Origin of the sequence: Enterobacter sp. AG326, from assembly GCF_004362415.1 — a bacterium.
GTDB lineage: Bacteria > Pseudomonadota > Gammaproteobacteria > Enterobacterales > Enterobacteriaceae > Enterobacter > Enterobacter asburiae.
In genome coordinates this window covers 564,579-587,817 of record NZ_SNXG01000002.1, presented here as the reverse complement: position 1 = coordinate 587,817, position 23,239 = coordinate 564,579, and the positions used below count along the sequence as shown (strand labels likewise).

The 23,239-nt window shown below is 57.9% G+C and carries 20 protein-coding genes and 2 tRNA genes; 13 read left to right on the top strand and 9 right to left on the bottom strand.

Annotated elements, in window-relative coordinates; genetic code table 11:
- The first annotated feature begins 7 nt into the window (after positions 1–7).
- Positions 8–95: transfer RNA gene (locus DFO52_RS09780), tRNA-Ser, on the top strand.
- Between the two features lie 232 nt (positions 96–327).
- On the opposite strand, the gene DFO52_RS09770 is transcribed toward DFO52_RS09780, so the two are convergent.
- A complete protein-coding gene (locus tag DFO52_RS09770; RefSeq protein ID WP_133550276.1) occupies positions 328–1,233 on the bottom strand; it encodes a LysR family transcriptional regulator in 906 nt (301 codons plus the stop codon).
- Positions 1,234–1,342: 109 nt separating this feature from the next.
- Here DFO52_RS09770 and DFO52_RS09765 point away from each other — a divergent pair, with 109 nt between their 5' ends.
- The 3 genes from DFO52_RS09765 to DFO52_RS09755 all read left to right on the top strand — a co-directional run bounded on the left by DFO52_RS09765 (position 1,343) and on the right by DFO52_RS09755 (position 3,136).
- Entirely contained in the window at positions 1,343–2,203 is an 861-nt protein-coding gene (locus DFO52_RS09765) for a pirin family protein (protein WP_133550274.1), read from the top strand.
- Between the two features lie 20 nt (positions 2,204–2,223).
- Positions 2,224–2,901, top strand: coding sequence for an isochorismatase family protein (locus DFO52_RS09760; RefSeq protein WP_133550272.1), 678 nt, complete (start codon positions 2,224–2,226; stop codon positions 2,899–2,901).
- A 147-nt stretch (positions 2,902–3,048) separates the two neighbouring features.
- Positions 3,049–3,136: transfer RNA gene (locus DFO52_RS09755), tRNA-Ser, on the top strand.
- A gap of 244 nt (positions 3,137–3,380) precedes the next feature.
- On the opposite strand, the gene DFO52_RS09750 is transcribed toward DFO52_RS09755, so the two are convergent.
- From DFO52_RS09750 to efeU, 5 genes are all read right to left on the bottom strand, one after another.
- Entirely contained in the window at positions 3,381–4,886 is a 1,506-nt protein-coding gene (locus DFO52_RS09750) for an alanine/glycine:cation symporter family protein (protein WP_029740193.1), read from the bottom strand.
- A 393-nt stretch (positions 4,887–5,279) separates the two neighbouring features.
- A complete protein-coding gene (phoH, locus tag DFO52_RS09745) occupies positions 5,280–6,071 on the bottom strand; it encodes a phosphate starvation-inducible protein PhoH (protein WP_029740192.1) in 792 nt (263 codons plus the stop codon).
- A gap of 500 nt (positions 6,072–6,571) precedes the next feature.
- Positions 6,572–7,855 carry an iron uptake transporter deferrochelatase/peroxidase subunit gene (gene efeB, locus DFO52_RS09740; RefSeq protein ID WP_133550270.1) on the bottom strand — a complete coding sequence of 428 codons (1,284 nt, stop codon included), beginning with the start codon at positions 7,853–7,855 and terminating at the stop codon, positions 6,572–6,574.
- Positions 7,856–7,860: 5 nt separating this feature from the next.
- A complete protein-coding gene (efeO, locus tag DFO52_RS09735; protein ID WP_047648121.1) occupies positions 7,861–8,988 on the bottom strand; it encodes an iron uptake system protein EfeO in 1,128 nt (375 codons plus the stop codon).
- 40 nt (positions 8,989–9,028) lie between these two features.
- Positions 9,029–9,862, bottom strand: coding sequence for an iron uptake transporter permease EfeU (gene efeU / locus DFO52_RS09730; protein ID WP_023327085.1), 834 nt, complete (start codon positions 9,860–9,862; stop codon positions 9,029–9,031).
- A gap of 251 nt (positions 9,863–10,113) precedes the next feature.
- Between efeU and DFO52_RS09720 the strand changes: the two genes are divergently transcribed.
- Positions 10,114–11,298, top strand: coding sequence for a nucleoside transporter C-terminal domain-containing protein (locus tag DFO52_RS09720; RefSeq protein ID WP_054830147.1), 1,185 nt, complete (start codon positions 10,114–10,116; stop codon positions 11,296–11,298).
- A gap of 81 nt (positions 11,299–11,379) precedes the next feature.
- Here the strand turns inward: DFO52_RS09720 and DFO52_RS09715 are convergent, their stop codons facing one another.
- Positions 11,380–11,799 carry a DUF3574 domain-containing protein gene (locus DFO52_RS09715; RefSeq protein WP_121931235.1) on the bottom strand — a complete coding sequence of 140 codons (420 nt, stop codon included), beginning with the start codon at positions 11,797–11,799 and terminating at the stop codon, positions 11,380–11,382.
- Positions 11,800–11,915: 116 nt separating this feature from the next.
- Complete coding sequence (putP, locus tag DFO52_RS09710; RefSeq protein ID WP_029742086.1) at positions 11,916–13,424, bottom strand: sodium/proline symporter PutP; 1,509 nt, start codon at positions 13,422–13,424, stop codon at positions 11,916–11,918.
- Positions 13,425–13,846: 422 nt separating this feature from the next.
- On the opposite strand from putP, the gene putA reads away from it, so the two are divergent.
- Together putA and DFO52_RS09700 are read left to right on the top strand one after the other, a co-directional pair.
- The gene (gene putA, locus DFO52_RS09705) at positions 13,847–17,809 is read left to right on the top strand and encodes a trifunctional transcriptional regulator/proline dehydrogenase/L-glutamate gamma-semialdehyde dehydrogenase (protein ID WP_133550268.1); all 3,963 of its coding nucleotides are present in this window, start codon (positions 13,847–13,849) and stop codon (positions 17,807–17,809) included.
- 51 nt (positions 17,810–17,860) lie between these two features.
- Positions 17,861–18,256, top strand: coding sequence for a lysozyme inhibitor LprI family protein (locus DFO52_RS09700; RefSeq protein WP_029742088.1), 396 nt, complete (start codon positions 17,861–17,863; stop codon positions 18,254–18,256).
- Here the strand turns inward: DFO52_RS09700 and rutR are convergent.
- The gene (gene rutR / locus DFO52_RS09695) at positions 18,253–18,891 is read right to left on the bottom strand and encodes an HTH-type transcriptional regulator RutR (protein ID WP_029742089.1); all 639 of its coding nucleotides are present in this window, start codon (positions 18,889–18,891) and stop codon (positions 18,253–18,255) included. The genes DFO52_RS09700 and rutR overlap by 4 nt on opposite strands.
- Before the next feature lie 245 nt (positions 18,892–19,136).
- Between rutR and rutA the strand changes: the two genes are divergently transcribed.
- From rutA to rutF, 6 genes are read left to right on the top strand one after another with little or no spacing between them, the layout of a single operon-like run.
- Positions 19,137–20,228, top strand: a complete 1,092-nt coding sequence (rutA, locus tag DFO52_RS09690) for a pyrimidine utilization protein A (RefSeq protein WP_047648125.1) — start codon at positions 19,137–19,139, stop codon at positions 20,226–20,228.
- Positions 20,228–20,917, top strand: a complete 690-nt coding sequence (gene rutB, locus DFO52_RS09685; protein WP_029742091.1) for a pyrimidine utilization protein B — start codon at positions 20,228–20,230, stop codon at positions 20,915–20,917. Before rutA ends, rutB begins: the two co-directional genes overlap by 1 nt.
- Positions 20,918–20,928: 11 nt before the next feature.
- On the top strand, positions 20,929–21,315 hold the full coding sequence (gene rutC, locus DFO52_RS09680; protein WP_010429508.1) for a pyrimidine utilization protein C: 387 nt from the start codon (positions 20,929–20,931) through the stop codon (positions 21,313–21,315).
- Positions 21,316–21,322: 7 nt separating this feature from the next.
- Positions 21,323–22,123 carry a pyrimidine utilization protein D gene (rutD, locus tag DFO52_RS09675; protein ID WP_047648126.1) on the top strand — a complete coding sequence of 267 codons (801 nt, stop codon included), beginning with the start codon at positions 21,323–21,325 and terminating at the stop codon, positions 22,121–22,123.
- Between the two features lie 9 nt (positions 22,124–22,132).
- Complete coding sequence (locus DFO52_RS09670; RefSeq protein ID WP_047648127.1) at positions 22,133–22,723, top strand: malonic semialdehyde reductase; 591 nt, start codon at positions 22,133–22,135, stop codon at positions 22,721–22,723.
- 9 nt (positions 22,724–22,732) lie between these two features.
- Complete coding sequence (rutF, locus tag DFO52_RS09665; RefSeq protein WP_133550266.1) at positions 22,733–23,227, top strand: NADH-dependent FMN reductase RutF; 495 nt, start codon at positions 22,733–22,735, stop codon at positions 23,225–23,227.
- The last annotated feature ends 12 nt before the right edge of the window (positions 23,228–23,239 follow it).

Sequence of the window (23,239 nt, the reverse complement as noted above, 5' to 3'; positions counted from 1 at the left end):
ACAATATGGTGAGGTGTCCGAGTGGCTGAAGGAGCACGCCTGGAAAGTGTGTATACGGCAACGTATCGGGGGTTCGAATCCCCCCCTCACCGCCATATTTAAAGAAGAGCTCGCATGAAAATGCGGGCTTTTTTTTTCGCATGTTGCACGCATCTGGGGGGATGAGAATCCCCGACCGGGGTTCGACAACTGGCGACAGCCAGTTGGACAGACTGAGAGCGTAGCGAACAGGCTGCCCGTAGGGCGAGCGAAGCGAGTCAATCCCCCCCCGGTGCTATATGCAACTCGGTGCGGCCTGAGCCCCTCTCCCCAGGGGAGAGGGAAGTGTTACTCTTCCACCATCCGCGCATACTCTTCGGTCAGAAAATCCACCAGCGTCCTGACCGACGGCAGCAGGCCGCGCCGCGAAGGATAAACCACGTGAATCACTTCCCGTCGGGGTTCCCATGCGTCGAGCACCCGTACCAGTTTCCCTGACGCCAGCTGGTCCTTGACCATCAAAATCGGCAGCTGCACCACGCCGATGCCTGCCATGGCAGCTTCACGTAGCGCCAGCATGTCGGTGGTGATCAATCGAGGGTGGTAATGGATCTCCGCTTTGGCACCTCCGGGGCCGGACAGCTCCCATTTATGAATATGTTTCCCCTCGTTCATGCTTAACCCGGGCCAGGCACTGAGTTCAGATGGCACGACGGGTTCTCCCATGCGTTGAATTAAGGCCGGACCGGCGACCAGACAATGCCCCCTGTCAGCCAGCACCCTTAATACCAGGTCGCTGTCATCAAACGGACGCGGGCGTACGCGGATAGCGATATCAACCCCCTCACCCACCAGGTCTACCCGCCGGTTGGTCGCCTCAAGCTGAAGATTGATCCCGGGGTAGCGCGCCAGAAATCTGGCCAGCATCGGACCCACGTGGACATGCAACAGAGTTATCGGACACGTAATTCTGACAACACCGCGCGGTTCAGCCTGCAGCGCCGCAACGGCTTCCTCCGCGGCCTCGGCCTCCACCATCATCGCTTTACAGTGCTGGTAGAAGGTCTGCCCGACCTCGGTCACCGTAAACTGTCGGGTTGTTCGGTGGATAAGCCGCACGCCAAGGCGTTCTTCCAGCTGCGCTATCCGGCGGCTTAGCCTGGACTTTGGCAGATCAAGCGCCCTTCCCGCCGCGGCAAAGCCACCGTAGTCCACCACCTTCACAAACCAGACGAAGTCATTGAGATCCTGCATAAATCCTCATAGTTCCAATTTCAGAACAGTGAATGCCATTTTCACTATCTACCGGGATATTAACTCTGAATATAAGCTAATTACATCAACAGAACATCAGGAGTTAATCATGAAAAACGTAACAGGCGTTTATACCGCTCCCCGCCAGCACTGGGTTGGCGATGGTTTCCCGGTCCGTTCAATGTTCTCTTATCAGACGCACGGCGAGCCGCTGAGCCCGTTCCTGCTGCTGGACTACGCGGGCCCGTACACCTTTCCGGCAGATGGGGCGAAACGCGGCGTAGGCCAACACCCTCACCGGGGTTTTGAAACGGTCACCATCGTCTATTCCGGTGAAGTGGAGCATCGCGACTCTACGGGCAAAGGCGGCGTCATTGGCCCCGGCGACGTGCAGTGGATGACGGCAGGTGCAGGCATTTTGCACGAGGAGTTCCACTCCAGCGCGTTCTCGCAGAAAGGCGGAGAACTGAAAATGATGCAGCTTTGGGTCAACCTGCCGGCCAAAGACAAGATGGCGGCACCGGGCTACCAGAGCATTACGAAGGATGCGATCCCGACCGTGACGCTACCGGACAACAGCGGTTCGCTGCGGGTCATTGCCGGTCGCTACGAGGCTGTAACCGGCCCGGCGCACACCTTCTCACCGCTCAACGTCTGGGATATTGCGCTGAACCAGGGAAGCCATCTGACGCTCAATCAGCCCGAAGGCTGGAGCACCGCGCTGGTCGTGCTTGATGGCAACATCACGGTGAACGGTACAACGCAGGCGGGTGAAGCTCAGCTGGTCGTATTGAGTCAGGAAGGCGACAAACTGCACATGGAGGCGAACAGCGATGCCAAAGTGCTGCTGATGGCCGGCGAGCCGCTGAATGAACCCATCGTGGGCTATGGCCCGTTTGTGATGAACAGTAAAAGCGAAATCAACGAAGCCATTCGTGATTTTAACTCCGGCCGCTTCGGCCAGATCTGAACGTTATAAAGGAGAAGATAATGTCTACACCTGCGAATTTTAATGGCGCACGTCCGGTTATTGATGTGAACGATGCGGTGATGTTGCTTATCGATCACCAGAGCGGTCTGTTCCAGACCGTTGGGGATATGCCAATGCCGGAACTGCGCGCCCGTGCGGCTGCGCTGGCAAAAATCGCTACCCTGGCGAAGATCCCGGTGATCACCACCGCGTCCGTTCCACAGGGACCGAACGGACCGCTTATCCCGGAGATCCACGCCAACGCGCCGCATGCGCAGTATGTTGCCCGTAAAGGGGAGATCAACGCCTGGGATAACCCGGAGTTTGTTGCGGCGGTGAAAGCGACAGGGCGTAAGACGTTGATTATCGCGGGCACAATCACCAGCGTCTGCATGGCTTTCCCGTCAATCAGCGCGGTGGCGGACGGCTATAAAGTGTTTGCGGTGATTGATGCCTCCGGTACCTACAGCAAAATGGCGCAGGAGATCGCCCTGGCGCGCGTGGTGCAGGCTGGCGTGGTCCCGATGGATACGGCGGCGGTGGCCTCCGAGATCCAGAGAACCTGGAACCGTGAGGACGCGGCTGAGTGGGCTGAGGTGTATACCCACATCTTCCCGGCTTACCAGCTGTTGATCGAAAGCTACGGCAAAGCGCAGGAAGTGGTTAAAAACAGCGAAGTGCTCGATTCACAGCGTTAATCCCCTGCTCCACGACGTAAAAACCGTGGAGCTGATTAATGCTTAACCGAACAGGCACTAAAGCTGAAAATCTGCTTGACCGTGTTAGCGCAACTCCCTATAGTAGCGCCCCGTTGCCCCCCAAGCGGTCAGGCAGCAAAACAATATGGTGAGGTGTCCGAGTGGCTGAAGGAGCACGCCTGGAAAGTGTGTATACGGCAACGTATCGGGGGTTCGAATCCCCCCCTCACCGCCATATTTAAGATGAGAGCTCGTACGAAAGTACGGGCTTTTTTCTTTTATATTCTCCGAAAAGGGGGGGATGAGAACCCCCGACCGGGGTTCGACAACTGGCGACAGCCAGTTGGACAGACTGAGAGCGCAGCGAACAGGCTGCCCGTAGGGCGAGCGAAGCGAGTCAATCCCCCCCGGTGCGGACTGAGCCGCCTAAGCGACAAAAAAAGCCCGCACTAAAGTACGGGCCCGTCTCAAACCGCTACTCAGCTATTCAACTTTGCGGCCGGCTGCTTTCTTTCAAGCGATGAAACCTGCTCAGGCTGAACACCATCCTCATCCTTACGCCCATCAAGCCAGTAATCCGCATTTTTAATCCCCAGCCGAATCGGGTCAAACTGTGGATCCAGCCCCTGCGCATTCTGGATTTCATAATCCTTAAGGCTGGCAAACGCTTTTTTATGCAACAGAACAATGGCAATAATGTTGAGCCATGCCATCAGCCCTACCCCAATATCCCCCAGTCCCCATGCCAGGTCCGCGGTGCGAACCGTGCCATATACCGTGGAGGCCATCAGACATAGCTTGAGCAGGAATGTCAGCCACGGACGGTGAATTTTACGGTTAATGAAGGCGATATTAGTTTCGGCAATATAGTAGTAGGCAATAATCGTCGTGAAAGCAAAGAAGAACAGCGCTATGGCAACAAAGTAATTACCAAAGCCCGGCATCATACTTTCCATCGCCGTCTGCACATAGCCAGGACCCGCGGCCACGCCAGCAATGCCGGTATAAAGCGCTGCGCCATCGACGCCCTGGACGTTATACAGCCCGGTGATCAGCAGCATAAACCCGGTCGCGGAGCAGACAAACAGCGTGTCGATGTAGACCGAGAACGCCTGAACCAGCCCCTGCTTCACCGGATGGCTTACTGCCGCCGCAGATGATGCATGCGGCCCGGTCCCCTGCGCGGCCTCGTTGGAATAGACGCCGCGCTTAACGCCCCACATGATGGCCTGACCCAGGATGGCACCGAAACCTGCTTCAAGGCCGAACGCACTTTTCCAGATCAGCAGAATAACCGAAGGGAGCTGGTTAATATTAATAGCGATAATCACGCAGGCGACAATAATATACCCCAGCGCCATAAATGGAACGACCATGCTGCTAAAGCTGGCGATCCTTTTCACACCGCCGAAAATAATAAAACTTAACAGCACAGCAAGTAATGCAGCCGTAACGTTCGGACTCAGACCAAAAGCAATATCCAGGCTCGCCCCAATCGAGTTTGCCTGCACGCCCGGAAGTAATAATCCGCAGGAAAAAATAGTCACAATAGCAAATAACCATGCGTACCACTTAACGCCTAAACCTTTTTCAATATAAAAGGCAGGACCACCGCGATATTCGCCGTTAATTTTTTCTTTATAAACTTGTCCCAGGGTGGATTCGACAAATGCGGAGCTGGCACCTAAAAAAGCGACTATCCACATCCAGAAAAGCGCGCCCGGACCTCCGAAGGTAATTGCCGTGGCCACACCGGCGATATTCCCTGTCCCCACGCGGCCTGCCAGCGTCATCGTCAGCGCCTGAAAAGACGATACGCCTGCATCGGTAGGACGCCCCTGGAACATCAGGGTAATCATATGTTTGATATGGCGTAATTGCAGGAAGCGACTACGCAGCGAGAAATAGAGGCCGACACCCAGACATAAAAATATTAACGCAGGGCTCCAGATTACACCATTAATAGCACCAACCAGTTCGTTCATGTATGACCCTCAGCGTGATGTTTCAGGGAAAAGGCTCCCCTGTTGTGTTTCTTCTTAGAATTTTGTTCGAACAAGTACGAAACATAGATAACTCACCTGAAGACACCAACTTAATTTTTACTTCGTAGTAATGTTCTGTGACAACATTCACGTTAAATTTTTAAGTAACAATTAGCGCGCTCATTATATTCACAGGTATTTTGTGGGTATTATCACTTCATATCACACTTCTGCAAAAAAGAATAAAAACACCCACCCATTTAATAATCGAAATTATTGTTCCAGCTATACATGCTTAAATAAGGGGGAATTTCTGCGAAGTATATACGATGCTTCCCGGCATTACGCCGGGAAGACATTACAGTAAAGAGGTAAAACGATAATGCTTTACCTTTAGTCGGAATAGACTTGCAGCGTGCGCTGACAGAGCGCGGAACGCACACAGTCCTCTTTGGTGAAGCGTACCACCCCAATCATTTCATCTTCCTCAAAACGTGACATGGCGTCGCTCAGCCCGGATTTCACGCCGGATGGCAGGTCACACTGGGTAATATCGCCGTTAACGATAACCGTCACGTTCTCCCCGAGGCGCGTTAAAAACATCTTCATTTGCGCAGCGGTCACGTTCTGAGCCTCGTCAAGAATGACGACCGCATTTTCAAATGTACGTCCGCGCATATAGGCGAACGGCGCGATTTCCACCTTGCCAATCTCTGGTCGCAGGCAGTACTGCATAAAGGATGCGCCCAGTCGCTTCACCAGCACGTCATAGACGGGCCTGAAGTACGGAGCAAACTTCTCCGAAATATCTCCGGGCAGGAAGCCGAGATCTTCATCAGCCTGCAGTACAGGACGGGTAACAATAATGCGCTCCACGTCCTTATGAATCAGCGCTTCCGCCGCTTTGGCTGCACTGATCCAGGTTTTCCCGCATCCGGCTTCACCGGTTGCAAAGATGAGCTGTTTACTCTCGATAGCATTCAGGTAGTGCGCCTGAGCCTCATTGCGCGCCACAATTGGAGAATTATCACGGCTGTCTCGGGCCATGCCAATTGCTTCTACGCCACTCATCTGCACAAGCGAGGTGACCGATTCTTCTTCACGCTGTTTATGGCTACGTGAATCCCGTCTCAGCACACGTTTTGCTTCGCGACGAGCTTTGATCACTGCTTTTTGTCTTCCCATGGATAGCACCTTGAGTTGTTGGTATTCATCACACGCGCCAGCTTCGGCACGATTATGCGCACGAACATCAGAGGGTTGGCTTCCTTGTAAGCCATTGCTTGCTTTATCGGATAACGATACGGAACAGCTACGCGCACCGTTCTGCACGTCGGTCGAATCAGATTCTTGAGGAAGGGGGGAGAATTTAGTGGTGAGGAAATCGCTGCCGGAGTCTGAGCCTCCGCGCCGGGTGCTGCGGTTGTTATGTTTACCTTGTCCAGTACAGGACGCAACCATTCGCGATCTCCATAGTGATTCAGCATCACTGCCGGGAACTACCGCTGTCTTATCTTAAGTACATCAGGAGTTATCATAAATGCAACATTTATTTTACCTGAATGCAACTTTTAAGACTGTCCCTACAGGTGAAATCAGTCTCATATAGAAATATTACAGAAATATAACAGGAGGATAGTCATATGAAAAAATAATGTCCCCGCGAACTGTTGCGGGGACAATTATCAGGCTTCAATAAGACCTTGAGCGAGGTATGCGTTCCGATCGCGCACGCCCGGCAGGGCAAAGAAATAGCCGCCGCCGATGGGCTTAATGTACTCTTCCAGCGCTTCGCCGTTGAGCCGCTTCTGCACGGTCAGGAAGCCTTTTTCCAGATCGTGCTGATAGCAGACAAACAGCAGGCCCATATCAAGCTGACCGGAGTTGGTCACGCCGAGCGAATAGCTGTAGCCACGACGCATCATCAGGCTGGACTGCGTCTCTTTGGTGCGCGGATTGGCCAGACGAATGTGGCTGTCCAGCGCGATGGTATCGCCATTGGGATCGCTGGCGTAGTCGGGCACGTCATGCTCGTTCTTCATGCCGAGCGGCGCGCCGCTTTGCTTATCGCGACCAAAGATCGTCTGCTGCTCTTTCAGCGGCGTGCGGTCCCAGAACTCCACGTGGAACTGGATAATCCGTACCGCCTGATAGCTGCCGCCCACCGCCCACGCCGGTTCGCCCTGATCGGCAGTGACCCACACCACCTCCTTCATGAGCGCACCATCGTGGCTGTCAGGGTTGGCCGTACCGTCCTTAAAGCCCAGCAGGTTCACCGGCGTCTCTTTCCCTTTACTGCGGGCGGCGTGGTCCGAGATAAAACCTTCCCGCTTCCAGCGCACGCTCAGAAGATCCGGCGTGTGCTTGATGATATCGCGCAGGGCGTGGATCACCGTGTCCTGGGTATTGGCACAAATTTGCAGGAGCAGGTCGCCATGACACAGCGCCGCGTCCAGGGAGTCGTTCGGGAAACGCGTCATTTTCTGCAGCGCTTTCGGCTTCTGTTTTGCCAGCCCATAGCGCGCGTCAAACAGCGACTCACCGAGCGAAACGGTAATGGTCAGGTTATCCGGGGCGATAAACGGCCCCAGAATGCCGGAGTCCATTGGCGGCAGACGCGGGTTCGGCGTATCGGGCGCCGGTCCGCCGGCGGTGAGAAACGCGATGCGCGTCGTCAGCAGGCGGAACAGGCGCTCCAGATCGGCTTTATCACTGGCCAGCGAATCAAAGGCCACCAGCATCATGGACGCCTGCTGCGAAGTCAGGATGCCCGACTGATGTTCGCCATAAAACGGCTGCGTCTCCATGCGGGCATTGGGTGACAGCGTGCCGGGCGCGCTTTGCGGTTTCGCCGCATGCGCTACCGGACAGCCACCGGCCAGAACAAGAGCGCCCCCCAGCGCCCCTACCCCTTTTAACAATCGACGACGTGAAGGCTCAACCACGTCGTTCTCGCTATGCTTATTCATCGTGCTTAGTCCAGACCCAGTACGCCGCGCAGCAGAGAGAGATCTTCCGCCAGAGCGGTAATCGGGCCTTTGAGCGCGTTACGGTCGGCATCGGTCAGCTTGTCGTAGGTTTCAAACCCGTCTTTAGTCCGGTACTTCGCCAGAATGGTGTCGACTTTTTTGAAGTTGGCATCCACTTTAACCAGCAGTTCGCCGTTCTCTTTCTGCAGCTGTGGACGCAGCAGGTTAACAATTTTCTGCGCGCCGTCGACGTTGGCCTGGAAGTCCCACAGATCGGTATGGCTGTAGCGATCTTCTTCGCCGCTGATTTTACTCGCGGCCACTTCTTCAATCAGACCGGCCGCGCCGCCCACCACTTTTGACGGCGGGAAAGCCAGCTCGCTGATGCGCTTTTGCAGCTCCAGCACGTCGCCGTTCAGCTGCTCGGCGTATTTATCCATCCCTTTGGTGGAGTTGTCGCCAAACAGGGCTTTTTCCAGACGGTGGAAACCGGTGAATTTCGGATCGGCGGCTTTCTGCTCGAAATCATCTTCGCGGGCATCAATGCTGCCATCAAGGTCAGAGAACAGTTCAGCAATCGGCTCGATGCGCTCGTAGTGCTGACGGGTTGGCGCATACAGGGATTTCGCTTTTTCGATGTCACCGGCCTTCACCGCATCGGTAAAGGCTTTAGTTGCCGCCGCCAGGTCCGCCGTCTCTTTCGTGACATAGGCTTTATACGCCGTAATCGCATCTCCCAGGCTCAGCACCGCAGCGCCTTTCGCCGCATCGGCCGTCGCTTCACCTTTGACGATCAGCTTCCCTTTAGGGTTGGTCAGCAGACCGCAGGTCATCTCATACTCACCCGGCTGCAGGTTGGCGGTCATCTTCTGGCTAAAGCCAGGGGCGATGTTTTCGCGCTCCTCCACCACCAGAACCCCTTTCAGGATCTCCCACTCCAGCGCCTTCTGGCTGTGGTTCTGAATAATGAACTGGGTTTTGCCGCTGTTCACCGTGAGGGTCATCGGCTCACACTGCTTGTCATTAACGGTGACTTTAACCTGAGGAACATCCGCGCCCCAGGCGGAGAATGCAGAAGCGAACAGCGCGGCAATGCCTGCGCATAACGCACTACGACGGAACTGAATTGCCATGACTCTTCCCTTTAAAAGTATGTTGTAACTAAAACAAAAATTATGGCGTAACGCGCGACGCCTGCGTGCCGGTACGCGGCGGCATTGCGAACAGCACCAGTGCCGGAACCAGATAAATAAAGTACATCGCCACTTCGCTGACGCTCGGCGTTTCCTGATAGCCGAAGATACCTTCGAGCAAGGTGCCGGTCAGTGAATGGGTGGAGAGCACGTTGCTGAGGTCGAACGCCACGTCCTGGAAATGGTTCCACAGGCCCGCCTCGTGGAAAGCGCGTATCGCCCCCGCCGCCAGCCCTGCCGCCACCAGCAGAATAAACAGGCTGGTCCACTTGAAGAAGGCGCCCAGGTTCAGGCGAATACCGCCCCAGTAGAGCAGGAAACCGAGCACCACGGCCGTAGCAAGACCCAGCACGGCTCCCAGCGGTGGCCAGATCCCCACGTCCTGCTGAAACGCCGCCAGCAGGAAGAAAACGGACTCCAGACCTTCACGCGCGACGGCGAAAAAGACCATCATAATGAGCGCCCAGCCGTGGTTATTGCCCTTTTGCAGCGCGTTATCCACCGCCTGCTCCAGCTGCACCTTCACGTTACGGGAGACTTTACGCATCCAGAACACCATCCAGGTAAGGATCACCACCGCAATCACGGCGACGATACCCTCAAACAGCTCCTGCTCTTTCTGCGGGAACTCCCCGGTGGTTTCGTTGATGAGGATACCGAGGCCCAGACAGAGTGCCGCGGCAAGGAATACCCCGACCCACATGACGCCAATCCAGCGTCCGCGCTGGGTTCGCTTCAGATAACTGGCGATGAGGCTCACGATAAGGGCAGCTTCAAGCCCTTCACGTAACATAATGAGAAATGGAACAAACATGCCGACACCTTAAATGTTTATCGCGGTCAACTGATGCAAAGAAAGGTAAATTCTTGTGATAGTGATTATCATTACGGCGAAAAGAAACACAAGCGAAATGTGTGGTGTTTTGATGACGAGTTGTAAACGCCGAGCCTGATAATAGTTACATACGTTACGTTCAGGTTTATAAGTTATAACGAAAATGCCCATTTACGCTGGTACGGGGCTGTGGCTAAATATCCGCCTCAAACACCTGGTGAAAATTAACTATGTTTAAAATTGTCCATTTCCTGCTGGCGCTGGTCATTATTCTCGCGCTTGCCTGGCTGGTAAGTTTCGACCGCCGAAAAATTCGCATTCGTTATGTTTTACAGCTGATTGTTATTGAAATTGCGCTGGCGTTCTTTTTCCTGCACGCCGAAAGCGGTTTATTCCTGATTAAATATGTTTCCGGCTTCTTTGAATCACTGCTGAAATTTGCTTCGGAAGGGACGAATTTCGTCTTTGGCGGAATGGGTGAAAAAGGGCTGGCGTTCATTTTCCTCGGCGTGCTTTGCCCGATTATTTTTATTTCCGCGCTGATTGGTATTCTTCAGCACTGGCGGATCCTGCCGATTTTTATTCGGGTCATCGGTACGCTGCTGTCGAAACTGAACGGTATGGGCAAACTGGAATCCTTTAACGCGGTGAGTTCACTGATCCTCGGCCAGTCGGAAAACTTCATTGCTTATAAGGGCGTGCTGGGCGATCTCTCCTCTCGTCGTCTCTTCACCATGGCGGCCACGGCGATGTCGACGGTCTCCCTGTCGATTGTCGGCGCCTATATGACCATGCTCGACGCCAAATTTGTCGTCGCGGCGCTGATTCTGAACATGTTCAGCACCTTTATTATTCTCTCCGTCATCAACCCGGCGCGCCCGGAAGCGGAGCCGGATATCAGGCTGGAAAAACTGCATGAATCGCAGAGCTTCTTCGAAATGCTCGGCGAGTATATTCTGGCCGGTTTTAAAGTGGCGATGATTATTCTGGCCATGCTGATTGGCTTTATCGCGCTTATTAGCGCCGTTAACGCCCTCTTCTCCAGCGTATTTGGCATGAGCTTCCAGCAGATCCTGGGCTATGTATTTTATCCGCTGGCGTGGCTGGTGGGTATTCCGCTGAGCGATGCCCTGAACGCGGGCAGTATTATGGCGACCAAGCTGGTGGCGAATGAATTTGTGGCGATGATTGAGCTGCAAAAAATCGCGCATCAGATGTCCCCTCGCGGGCTGGGTATTTTGTCCGTCTTCCTGGTGTCCTTCGCGAACTTCGCGTCCATCGGCATTGTGGCCGGGGCGATTAAGGGCCTGAACGAGCAGCAGGGGAACGTGGTATCGCGGTTTGGTCTGCGTCTGGTGTACGGCGCGACGCTGGTGAGCCTGCTGTCGGCGAGCTTTGCGGGGCTGGTGCTGTAAGTTTTGTGCGGTTAATGCCCGGCGGCGCTTCGCTTGCGCGGGCCTACGATACAACAACGGCGGGATTTCCCGCCGTTTTTATTAGAACTGTACGCACACCGGCTGGTCGACGCGCATCACCGACTCCTGCGCGAAGCGTGATTTATAAATCCCGCGTAACGCTTCGATGTTCTTCTCGCTCTGCGCATCTTTACCGTGGATCAGCATCAGCGCTTTGCTCGGCTCACGCGCCACTTTTCCGTCGTTCCCCAGCCACTGCCCGCGCGCATCAAATACCGTTAAGCCATCGCGAAAGCGCGGCGTCACGTCCTGGTCAACAAACTGCTGCCACTCGTTGCCGGCGATCTGCGCCCCGGCAGGACGATTTAAGCCGAAATAGAGCGTGGTTTGCTGCATCTGGTTATCCGCTTTGCAGGTCTCTACCGCCGCATGTTGCGACGGCGCCGTGCAGCCAGCGAGCATCAATAATGCCGCCGCCATTACCCCTGTTTTGATTGTCATGCTTCGCTATCCTCATTGTTATAAGCACATGGATATCACAGGAAATTACGGATTTTGGCAAGAAAAAAGCCGGGTGCGCTTGCGCTCACCCGGCCTGGATTGTGCAGCGAGAATAATTATTCTGCCTGGAGCTTAGACGGCGGCGCAGTATGGTAATGCGCGTCGGCTTCCGCAAAGCGTTTCTGCATGGAGGCAGACGGGGCTTTACCCAGCAGGCTGAACACCACGATGCCGATGCTGCCGAAGATAAAGCCCGGAATGATTTCGTACAGGCCCAGCCACGCGAACTGTTTCCAGACGATAACGGTCACTGCACCGATGATCATCCCCGCCAGCGCGCCGTTGCGGGTCATGCGTGACCACAGTACGGAGAACAGCACCACCGGACCAAACGCGGCACCGAAGCCCGCCCACGCGTAGCTCACCAGGCCCAGCACGCGGTTATTCGGGTTGGCCGCCAGCGCGATGGCAATCAGCGCCACCACCAGCACCATAAAGCGCCCTACCCACACCAGCTCTTTCTGGCTCGCGTTTTTACGCAGGAAGGCTTTGTAGAGGTCTTCGGTGATCGCACTGGAGCAAACCAGCAGCTGGCAGCTCAGGGTAGACATCACCGCCGCCAGGATTGCGGAGAGCAGGATACCGGCAATCCACGGGTTGAACAGAATTTGCGCCAGCTCGATGAAAACGCGCTCGGCGTTCTGGTTCACCGCGCCCGCCTGCGCCGGGTTGTTGTTGAAGTACGCGATGCCGAAGAAGCCGACCGCACAAGCGCCTGCCAGACACAGGATCATCCACGTCATACTGATGCGACGGGCATGAACGATGGTGTGGTGAGAATCCGCCGCCATAAAGCGCGCCAGGATATGCGGCTGACCGAAGTAGCCCAGGCCCCATCCCATCAGGGAGACGATGGCCACGAAGTTCAGCCCTTTCAGCATGTCGACGTTTTCAATGCTCTTCTGCTTGATCACTTCCAGCGATTCGCCAAAGCCGCCAACGGTGAAAATTACAATCACCGGGGTCAGGATCAGGGCGAAGATCATCAGGCTCGCCTGCACGGTGTCGGTCCAGCTCACCGCCAGGAAACCGCCCACGAAGGTATAGAGAATAGTCGCCGCCGCACCGGCCCACAGGGCGGTTTCATAGCTCATGCCGAAAGTGCTTTCGAACAGACGCGCGCCGGCCACGATGCCGGAGGCGCAGTAGATGGTGAAGAACAGCAGAATAACCACCGCGGAGATAATGCGCAGGATGCGGCTGTTATCTTCAAAACGTCCGGTGAAGTAATCCGGCAGCGTCAGGGCGTTGTTGTTGGCCTCGGTATGCACGCGCAGACGGCCTGCCACCAGCTTCCAGTTGATCCATGCGCCGAGAGTCAGGCCGATGGCGATCCAGCTTTCCGAGATACCGGAGATGAAAATCGCGCCCGGCAGCCCCATCAGCAGCCAGCCGCTCATGTCGGATGCGCCCGCAGAGAGTGCGGTCACCATTGGGCCTAAACTGCGTCCGCCCAGAATGTAGTCGTCAAAGTTCTTTGTAGAACGCCACGCCAAAAACCCTATCAGGATCATGCCAAAAATATAAACGAGAAATGTCACCAGCATCGGTGTGCTAATAGCCATTCAAATTCTCCAAAATGTCGAGCGACAACCATCCGGGCTGCCTTGTTATATGATCACCGGAACGAGGTGAATGTATCTTGTGTTTCGGTTGGGCGCGCTATCCTGCCGTATGCGCCTTCCGCTGACAAACGATTTAACACTGCATTTACATCAATTTCATCCCCGGTTTGATACCAGTTTCCTATAGGTTGCACTCGCTCACGCTTTTACGGGTTGCACCTTTGAAAAGTGTTAACTGCCGCATAAAACCAGGCTTCCCGCACAAAAGCCAGCGCGTTTTTCCAGCTAACCATTCGTTAACAATCCATTCATTTTCCGGGTTGCAAACCAGGTCACATTTAACACGGTTGCACAAAGTTGCAACATGGGGGATATTTCACGCTATCTACAGAACGCTATTACAGAACAACAGGAGCTTTGGCATGGGTATGACCACCATGGGGGTTAAGCTGGATGACGCAACCCGCGAACGGATTAAGACCGCAGCAACCCGCATTGACCGCACGCCGCACTGGTTAATTAAGCAGGCGATTTTTAACTATCTCGAAAGACTCGAGAGCGATGAGGGCCTGCCGGAGCTGCCTGCCCTGCTGGCCGGCGCGGCGAACGAAAGCGAGGAGGCTCCGGCCGCTGGCGACGAGAAACATCAGCCGTTCCTCGAATTCGCCGAGCAGATCCTGCCGCAGTCCGTCAGCCGTGCCGCCATTACCGGCGCCTACCGCCGTGCCGAAACCGACGCCGTGCCGATGCTGCTGGAGCAGGCTCGCCTGCCGGAAGCCATTGCCGCACAGGCGCACAGCCTGGCGTATCAGTTAGCCGACAAGCTGCGCAACCAGAAAACCGCCACCGGCCGCGCCGGGATGGTTCAGGGTCTGCTGCAGGAGTTTTCCCTTTCGTCTCAGGAAGGCGTGGCGCTGATGTGCCTCGCGGAAGCGCTGCTGCGTATTCCGGATAAAGCCACCCGCGACGCGCTGATCCGCGACAAGATCAGCAACGGCAACTGGCATTCACACATTGGCCGCAGCCCGTCGCTGTTCGTCAACGCGGCAACCTGGGGCCTGCTGTTTACCGGCAAACTTGTCTCCACCCATAACGAAGCCAATCTCTCCCGCTCTCTGAACCGCATCATCGGCAAGAGCGGCGAGCCGCTGATCCGCAAGGGCGTGGACATGGCGATGCGCCTGATGGGCGAGCAGTTCGTCACCGGGGAAACCATTGCCGAAGCGCTGGCGAACGCCCGCAAGCTGGAAGATAAAGGTTTCCGCTACTCGTACGACATGTTGGGCGAAGCGGCCCTGACCGCCGCCGACGCGCAGGCCTACATGGTCTCATACCAGCAGGCGATCCACGCCATCGGTAAAGCGTCCAACGGTCGCGGTATTTATGAAGGCCCGGGCATCTCTATCAAGCTCTCCGCCCTGCACCCGCGCTACAGCCGCGCGCAGTACGACCGGGTGATGGAAGAACTCTACCCGCGCCTGAAGTCCCTGACCCTGCTGGCGCGCCAGTATGACATCGGCATTAACATTGACGCCGAAGAGGCCGACCGTCTGGAGATCTCCCTCGATCTGCTGGAAAAACTGTGCTTCGAGCCGGAGCTGGCAGGCTGGAACGGCATTGGCTTCGTTATCCAGGCCTACCAGAAGCGCTGCCCGTTCGTAATTGATTACCTGATTGACCTGGCAAGCCGCAGCCGCCGTCGCCTGATGATCCGTCTGGTGAAAGGCGCCTACTGGGACAGCGAAATCAAACGCGCCCAGATGGAAGGGCTGGAAGGCTATCCGGTCTATACCCGCAAGGTTTACACCGACGTCTCTTACCTCGCCTGTGCGAAAAAACTGCTCGGCGTGCCGAACCTGATCTATCCGCAGTTCGCTACCCACAACGCCCACACCCTGGCGGCAATCTACAGCCTGGCCGGGCAGAACTACTATCCGGGCCAGTACGAGTTCCAGTGCCTGCACGGCATGGGTGAACCGCTGTACGAGCAGGTCACCGGTAAAGTGGCGGACGGCAAGCTGAACCGCCCATGCCGAATCTATGCTCCTGTGGGAACGCACGAAACCCTGCTGGCGTACCTGGTGCGTCGTCTGCTGGAAAACGGCGCGAACACCTCCTTCGTTAACCGCATCGCCGACACCACGCTGCCGCTGGACGAGCTGGTGGCCGACCCGGTCCAGGCCGTTGAGAAGATGGCGGCGCAGGAAGGCCAGGTTGGCCTGCCGCATCCGAAGATTGCCCTGCCGCGCGAGCTGTACGGCAAAGGCCGCGTCAACTCGGCGGGTCTGGATCTCGCCAACGAACACCGTCTGGCGTCCCTCTCCTCTGCCCTGCTCAACAGCGCGCTGCAGAAGTGGCAGGCTAAACCGATTCTGGAGCAGCCCGCTGCTGACGGCGAAATGCAGCCGGTGATCAACCCGGCCGAGCCGAAGGATATCGTCGGCTACGCGCGTGAAGCGACAGAAGCGGAAGTGGATCAGGCGCTGGACAGCGCGGTGAACAACGCCCCTATCTGGTTCGCCACCCCGCCGCAGGAGCGCGCCGCGATTCTGGAGCGTGCAGCGGTGCTGATGGAAGATCAGATGCAGTCGCTCATCGGCATTCTGGTGCGCGAGGCGGGTAAAACCTTCAGCAACGCCATTGCCGAAGTGCGCGAGGCCGTCGACTTCCTGCACTACTACGCCGGTCAGGTGCGCGATGATTTCGATAACGAAACCCACCGTCCGCTGGGTCCGGTCGTCTGTATCAGCCCGTGGAACTTCCCGCTGGCGATCTTCACCGGCCAGATTGCCGCCGCCCTGGCCGCAGGCAACAGCGTGCTGGCAAAACCGGCAGAGCAGACCCCGCTGATTGCCGCGCAGGGCATCAGCATTCTTCTGGAAGCCGGCGTGCCGGCGGGCGTGGTTCAGCTGCTGCCGGGCCGCGGTGAAACCGTCGGCGCCAAACTGACCTCCGACAACCGCGTGCGCGGCGTGATGTTTACCGGCTCGACCGAAGTGGCGTCGCTGCTGCAGCGCAACATTGCCACCCGTCTGGATGCACAGGGTCGCCCTACGCCGCTCATCGCGGAAACCGGCGGGATGAACGCCATGATCGTTGACTCCTCCGCGCTCACCGAGCAGGTGGTGGTCGACGTGCTGGCCTCCGCGTTCGACAGCGCCGGTCAGCGCTGCTCCGCTCTGCGCGTGCTGTGCCTGCAGGACGACGTGGCGGACCACACGCTGAAGATGCTGCGCGGCGCGATGGCCGAATGCCGCATGGGCAACCCGGGCCGTCTCACCACCGACATCGGACCGGTGATCGACGCGGAAGCCAAAGCCAACATCGAAAACCACATTCAGACCATGCGCGCGAAAGGCCGTCCGGTATTCCAGGCGGTGCGCGAGAACAGCGAAGATACCCGCGAATGGCGGACCGGCACCTTTGTGCCGCCAACGCTGATTGAGCTGGCAAGCTTCGACGAGCTGAAAAAAGAGGTCTTCGGCCCGGTGCTGCACGTGGTGCGCTACAACCGTAACAACCTGAACGAGCTGGTTGAGCAGATCAACGCCTCCGGCTATGGCCTGACGCTCGGCGTGCATACCCGTATCGACGAGACTATCGCGCAGGTCACCGGCAGCGCCAAAGTGGGCAACCTGTACGTCAATCGCAACATGGTCGGCGCGGTCGTGGGCGTACAGCCGTTTGGCGGAGAAGGCCTCTCCGGCACCGGTCCGAAAGCGGGCGGTCCGCTTTACCTGTACCGTCTGCTGGCGAACCGTCCGGAGAACGCCCTGGGCGTCACCCTGGCACGCCAGGATGCGGACTATCCGGTCGATGCGCAGCTGAAAGCCGTGCTGACGCAGCCGCTGGAGGCGCTCATCTCATGGGCAGAAAAACGTCCTGAGCTGCGTGCCGTCGCCCAGCAGTACGGCGAGCTGGCGCAGGCGGGCACGCAGCGTCTGCTGCCGGGTCCAACCGGCGAGCGCAACACCTGGACGCTGATGCCGCGCGAGCGCGTGCTGTGCGTGGCCGATAACGAGCAGGACGCGCTGGTGCAGCTGGCCGCCGCGATGGCTACCGGCTGTGAAGTGCTGTGGCCGGAAGATGCCCTGCATCGCGATCTCGCCAAACAGCTGCCGAAGGTGGTCTCGGCCCGCATTCGCTTCGCGAAAGCCGATAACCTGCTGACCCAGCCGTTTGATGCGGTGATCTACCACGGTGATTCCGATCAGCTGCGCGAACTGTGCGAGCAGGTTGCAGCCCGCAGCGGCGCCATCGTTTCCGTGCAGGGCTTTGCGCGCGGGGAAACCAACCTGCTGCTGGAGCGTCTGTACGTGGAGCGCTCGCTCAGCGTCAACACCGCGGCGGCAGGCGGTAACGCCAGCCTGATGACAATAGGCTAACGCTGTGCTAATAAGGCTCCGGAGACGGAGCCTTATTTTATTGGGGAGTATATGAAACGATATCTTATCGCCAGTGCAGCACTGCTAATGAGCGCCAGCGCGCTGGCCGACGAGTGCGACAAAGCGACCACCCAGCTTGAGCTGAATACCTGTAGCGCGCAGCAGTACCAGGCTGCCGATAAAAAACTCAACCAGACCTATCAGGCCGCCGTTAAGCGTGCAGCGGCACCCCAGCGCGACCTGCTGAAAAAAGCACAGCAGGCGTGGATTACCCTGCGCGATGCGGACTGCGCGTTTATCGGTTCGGGGACGGAAGGCGGGAGCGTCCAGCCAATGATTGTTAACCAGTGCCTGGCGGAAAAAACCGTGGAGCGTGAAGCGTTTCTGGCCTCGCTGATGCAGTGTGAAGAGGGCGACTTAAGCTGCCCTCTCCCGCCGGGAAACTAGCGCAGGCGGATCCCTTCAATAATCATCCGCTGCACGTTTTCCAGCGTGCTGTGGAAAAACGCCTCGTCCTGCAGCGTTTTACCGGTCACCGCCTCAACCTGGGCCGCAAAGTCAGCGTAATGCTGGGTGGAGGCCCAAATCATAAAGATCAGATGATGCGGGTCGACCGGAGCCAGCTTTCCGCTGGCGACCCACCCGGCAATAATGGCCGACTTATCGTCCACCAGCTGTTTTAAATCTCCGGTGAGTTCCGCCTGCAACAGCGGCGCGCCCTGCAGCATCTCAAGACAAAACAGTCGCGACGCCTGCGGGTAATCGCGCGACACCTCCAGCTTCAGGCGAATGTACTCTTTGATCGCCACCAGCGGGGCCAGCTCTGCGCGGAAGGCCTTCAGCGGCGCCAGCCAGATATCGAGGATCTGCTGCATCACCGCGATATAGAGCGCCTCTTTCGACGGGTAGTAGTAGAGCAGATTGGTTTTGGATACCCCGGACTGCTCCGCCACCTGCTCCAGGCGCGTGCCGTGAATACCAAACTGCGAAAAAGTCTCCAGCGCCGCGCTGAGGATCGCCTGCTTCTTGGCACTCACCGCCTGCGAACGTTTACCTGGTGTTTTCACTGCGCCTTGTGTCATTCCCGCTCTCCTTATTCTGCGTTGCCCTCAGCATAGCAAAACCCCCGTCTCGCCACGACATCCTGCACTCCGATCGCGCATGAATGCCTGTTTTCTGTGCAAAGTTTTTGACCAGTTAGTCCACATTTAACCGCATCAATCCACCAACTTCTGATTAACACATTAATAACACTGCCATTTTCAAAACTGGCACTGCCTTTGCAAAAACACCGTTACACCTGCGACGTAATGAAGAGAGGTTCGTGATGAAAATTGGCGTATTTGTACCCATCGGCAACAACGGCTGGCTTATCTCGACCGCTGCACCGCAGTACATGCCGACCTTTGAGCTCAATAAAGCCATCGTGCAGAAAGCGGAGCACTACCATTTCGACTTTGCGCTTTCGATGATCAAGCTGCGCGGCTTTGGCGGCAAAACCGAATTCTGGGACCACAACCTGGAGTCCTTTACCCTGATGGCCGGGCTGGCCGCGGTCACCTCGCGGATCCAAATCTACGCTACCGCCGCCACGCTCACCCTGCCCCCGGCGATCGTCGCGCGCATGGCCTCCACCATCGACTCCATCTCCGGCGGGCGCTTTGGCGTCAACCTGGTCACCGGCTGGCAAAAACCCGAGTACGAGCAGATGGGGCTCTGGCCGGGTGACGACTACTTCTCGCGTCGCTACGACTACCTGACCGAATACGTCCAGGTGCTGCGCGACCTGTGGGGTACCGGCAAAAGCGATTTCAAGGGTGACTTCTTCACCATGAACGACTGCCGCGTCAGCCCGCAGCCGTCGGTGCCGATGAAGGTGATTTGCGCCGGACAGAGCGACGCGGGGATGGAATTTTCCGCCAAATACGCCGACTTTAACTTCTGCTTCGGTAAAGGGGTCAACACGCCTTCCGCCTTCGCCCCGACCGCCGCGCGCATGAAAGAGGCCGCCGACAGGACCGGGCGCGACGTGGGCTCCTACGTGCTGTTCATGGTGATCGCCGACGAAACCGACGACGCCGCGCGCGCCAAATGGGAGCGCTATAAGGACGGCGCCGACGAAGAGGCCCTGAGCTGGCTCACCGAACAGAGCCAGAAGGATACCCGCTCCGGCGCGGATACCAACGTGCGCCAGATGGCCGACCCAACCTCTGCGGTCAATATCAACATGGGCACCCTGGTCGGCTCGTACGCCAGCGTCGCCAGAATGCTGGACGAAGTGGCGGCCGTGCCCGGTGCGGAAGGCGTTCTGCTGACCTTCGACGATTTCCTGACCGGCGTGGAAACCTTCGGCGAGCGCATCCAGCCGCTGATGCAGTGCCGCGCCCACATTCCTGCCGTCACGAAGGAGGTGGCGTAATGACCACCCTTAACGCACGCCCGGAAGCCATCACCTTCGCGCCACAGCAGAGCGCGCTGATCGTGGTGGACATGCAAAACGCCTACGCCAGCCAGGGCGGTTATCTGGATCTGGCGGGGTTCGACGTCTCCGCCACCCGGCCGGTGATTGAGAACATTAAAACCGCCGTTGCCGCCGCGCGCGCCGCGGGCATGCTCATCATCTGGTTCCAGAACGGCTGGGATGACCAGTACGTCGAGGCCGGCGGCCCCGGCTCGCCCAACTTCCACAAGTCGAACGCCCTTAAAACCATGCGTAAACGGCCCGAACTGCAGGGCAAGCTGCTGGCGAAAGGCGGCTGGGACTATCAGCTGGTGGATGAGCTGGTACCGCAGGCGGGCGATATTGTCCTGCCCAAACCGCGCTACAGCGGCTTTTTCAACACCCCGCTCGACAGCCTGCTGCGCAGCCGGGGCATTCGCCATCTGGTGTTCACCGGCATCGCCACCAACGTCTGCGTGGAGTCGACCCTGCGCGACGGCTTTTTCCTCGAATATTTTGGCGTGGTGCTGGAGGACGCGACCCATCAGGCCGGGCCGGAATTCGCCCAGAAGGCGGCCCTGTTCAATATTGAAACCTTTTTTGGCTGGGTCAGTAACGTCAATGATTTCTGCGACGCCCTGAATCCCCCGCTCGCCCGTATCGCCTGAGGAGACACCTGATGCCGAAATCCGTAATCATCCCGCCGGGTACCAGCACGCCGATTGCCCCGTTTGTTCCCGGCACCCTCGCCGACGGCGTGGTGTATGTCTCCGGCACGCTGCCGTTTGATAAAGACAACAACGTGGTGTTTATCAACGACCCAAAGGCGCAAACCCGCCACGTGCTCGAGACGATCAAAACCGTGATCGAAACGGCGGGTGGCACGATGGAGGATGTGACCTTCAACAGCATCTTTATCACCGACTGGAAAAACTACGCCGCGATTAACGAGATTTACGCCGAGTTCTTCCCCGGCGATAAACCGGCGCGATTCTGCATTCAGTGCGGGCTGGTGAAGCCAGAGGCGCTCGTTGAAATCGCCACCGTTGCGCACATCGCGAAGTGAGGCAGGTATGAAACTTTCCGTCTCGCCGCCGCCGTATGAGGGCGCGCCCGTGGTGGTCTTTATTTCCGGTCTCGGCGGCAGCGGCAGCTACTGGCTGCCCCAGCTGGCCGCGCTGGAGCCGGAGTATCAGGTGGTGTGCTATGACCAGCGGGGAACGGGCAATAACCCTGACACCCTGCCGGAAGGGTACAGCCTTGCGCAGATGGCGGACGAGCTGGCCCAGGCGCTGGCGGATGCCGGGATTGCCCGCTACTGCGTCGTGGGTCACGCGCTGGGGGCGCTGGTCGGCCTGCAGCTGGCCCTCGACAGGCCCGACGCCCTCACCGCGCTGGTGTGCGTCAACGGCTGGTTGACCCTCAACGCCCACACCCGCCGCTGCTTTCAGATCCGCGAGCGCCTGCTGCATTACGGCGGCGCGCAGGCGTGGGTCGAGGCGCAGCCGCTGTTTCTCTACCCGGCGGACTGGATGGCCGCCCGCGCCCCTCGCCTGGAGGCAGAAGAGGCGCTGGCGCTGGCCCATTTCCAGGGCAAATCCAACCTGCTGCACAGGCTCAGCGCCCTGAAAAAGGCCGACTTCAGCCGCCATGCCGCGCGCATTCGCTGCCCGGTACAGATTATCTGTTCCGCCGACGACATGCTGGTGCCCTCCGTCTGCTCGTCGGAACTGCAGGCGGCGATCCCGCACAGCCGCAGCGCGGTGATGCGCCAGGGCGGGCATGCCTGCAACGTCACCGAGCCGGATACCTTTAACACCCTGTTGCTGAACGGGCTTGCCAGCCTGCTGCACAGCCCGGAACCCGCTTTATAAGGAGCTTTAATGAGCGAAGCCATTACCCCCGCCGCGCTGGAAACGCTGTTCACCGGCGCCCGCACCCACAACGGCTGGCTGGATATGCCCGTCAGCGACGAAACGCTGCGCGAAATCTACAACCTGATGAAATGGGGGCCCACGTCCGCCAACTGCTCCCCGGCGCGAATTGTGTTTGTGCGAAGCGCGGAGGGGAAAGAGAAGCTGCGCCCGGCGCTCTCCAGCGGCAACCTCGAGAAAACGCTCACCGCCCCGGTCACGGCGATTGTCGCCTGGGACGGTGAATTCTACGAGCGCCTGCCCGAGCTGTTCCCGCACGGCGATGCAAAGAGCTGGTTTACCACCAGCCCCGCGCATGCGGAAGAGACCGCCTTTCGCAACAGCTCAATGCAGGCCGCCTACCTGATTTTCGCCTGTCGCGCCCTGGGGCTGGACACCGGCCCGATGTCGGGATTTGACCGCCAGAAGGTCGACGAGGCCTTTTTCACCGGCACCACGCTTAAAAGCAATCTGCTGATCAACATTGGCTATGGCGATACCCGCAAACTTTACGGGCGCCTGCCGCGTCTGGACTTCGACGATGCCTGCGGGCTGGCGTAAGGAGCGATTATGACGACACCGGATAAACAAACCTTTCGCGACGCCATGGCCTGCGTTGGCGCGGCGGTCAACATCATCACCACCGACGGCCCGGCGGGGATGGCAGGCTTCACCGCCAGCGCGGTGTGCAGCGTCACGGATTCACCGCCCACCCTGCTGGTGTGCCTGAACCGCGGCGCGTCCGTCTGGCCAACCTTTAGCGAAAACCGCACCCTTTGCGTGAATACCCTGAGCGCAGGACAGGAGCCTTTATCTAACCTGTTTGGCGGGAAAACGCCGATGGCGGAACGCTTTGCCGCCGCCCGCTGGCAGACGGGCGACACGGGCTGCCCGCGCCTGGAGGATGCGCTGGCCTCGTTTGACTGCCGCATCAGCCAGGTGGTGAGCGTCGGCACCCACGACATTCTGTTTTGCGACATTGTTTCGATTATCCGCCACCCCGCGCCGCAAGGGCTGGTGTGGTTTGACCGCGGCTACCACGCGCTCATGCGACCCGCCTGTTAACCCGCTCTAAGG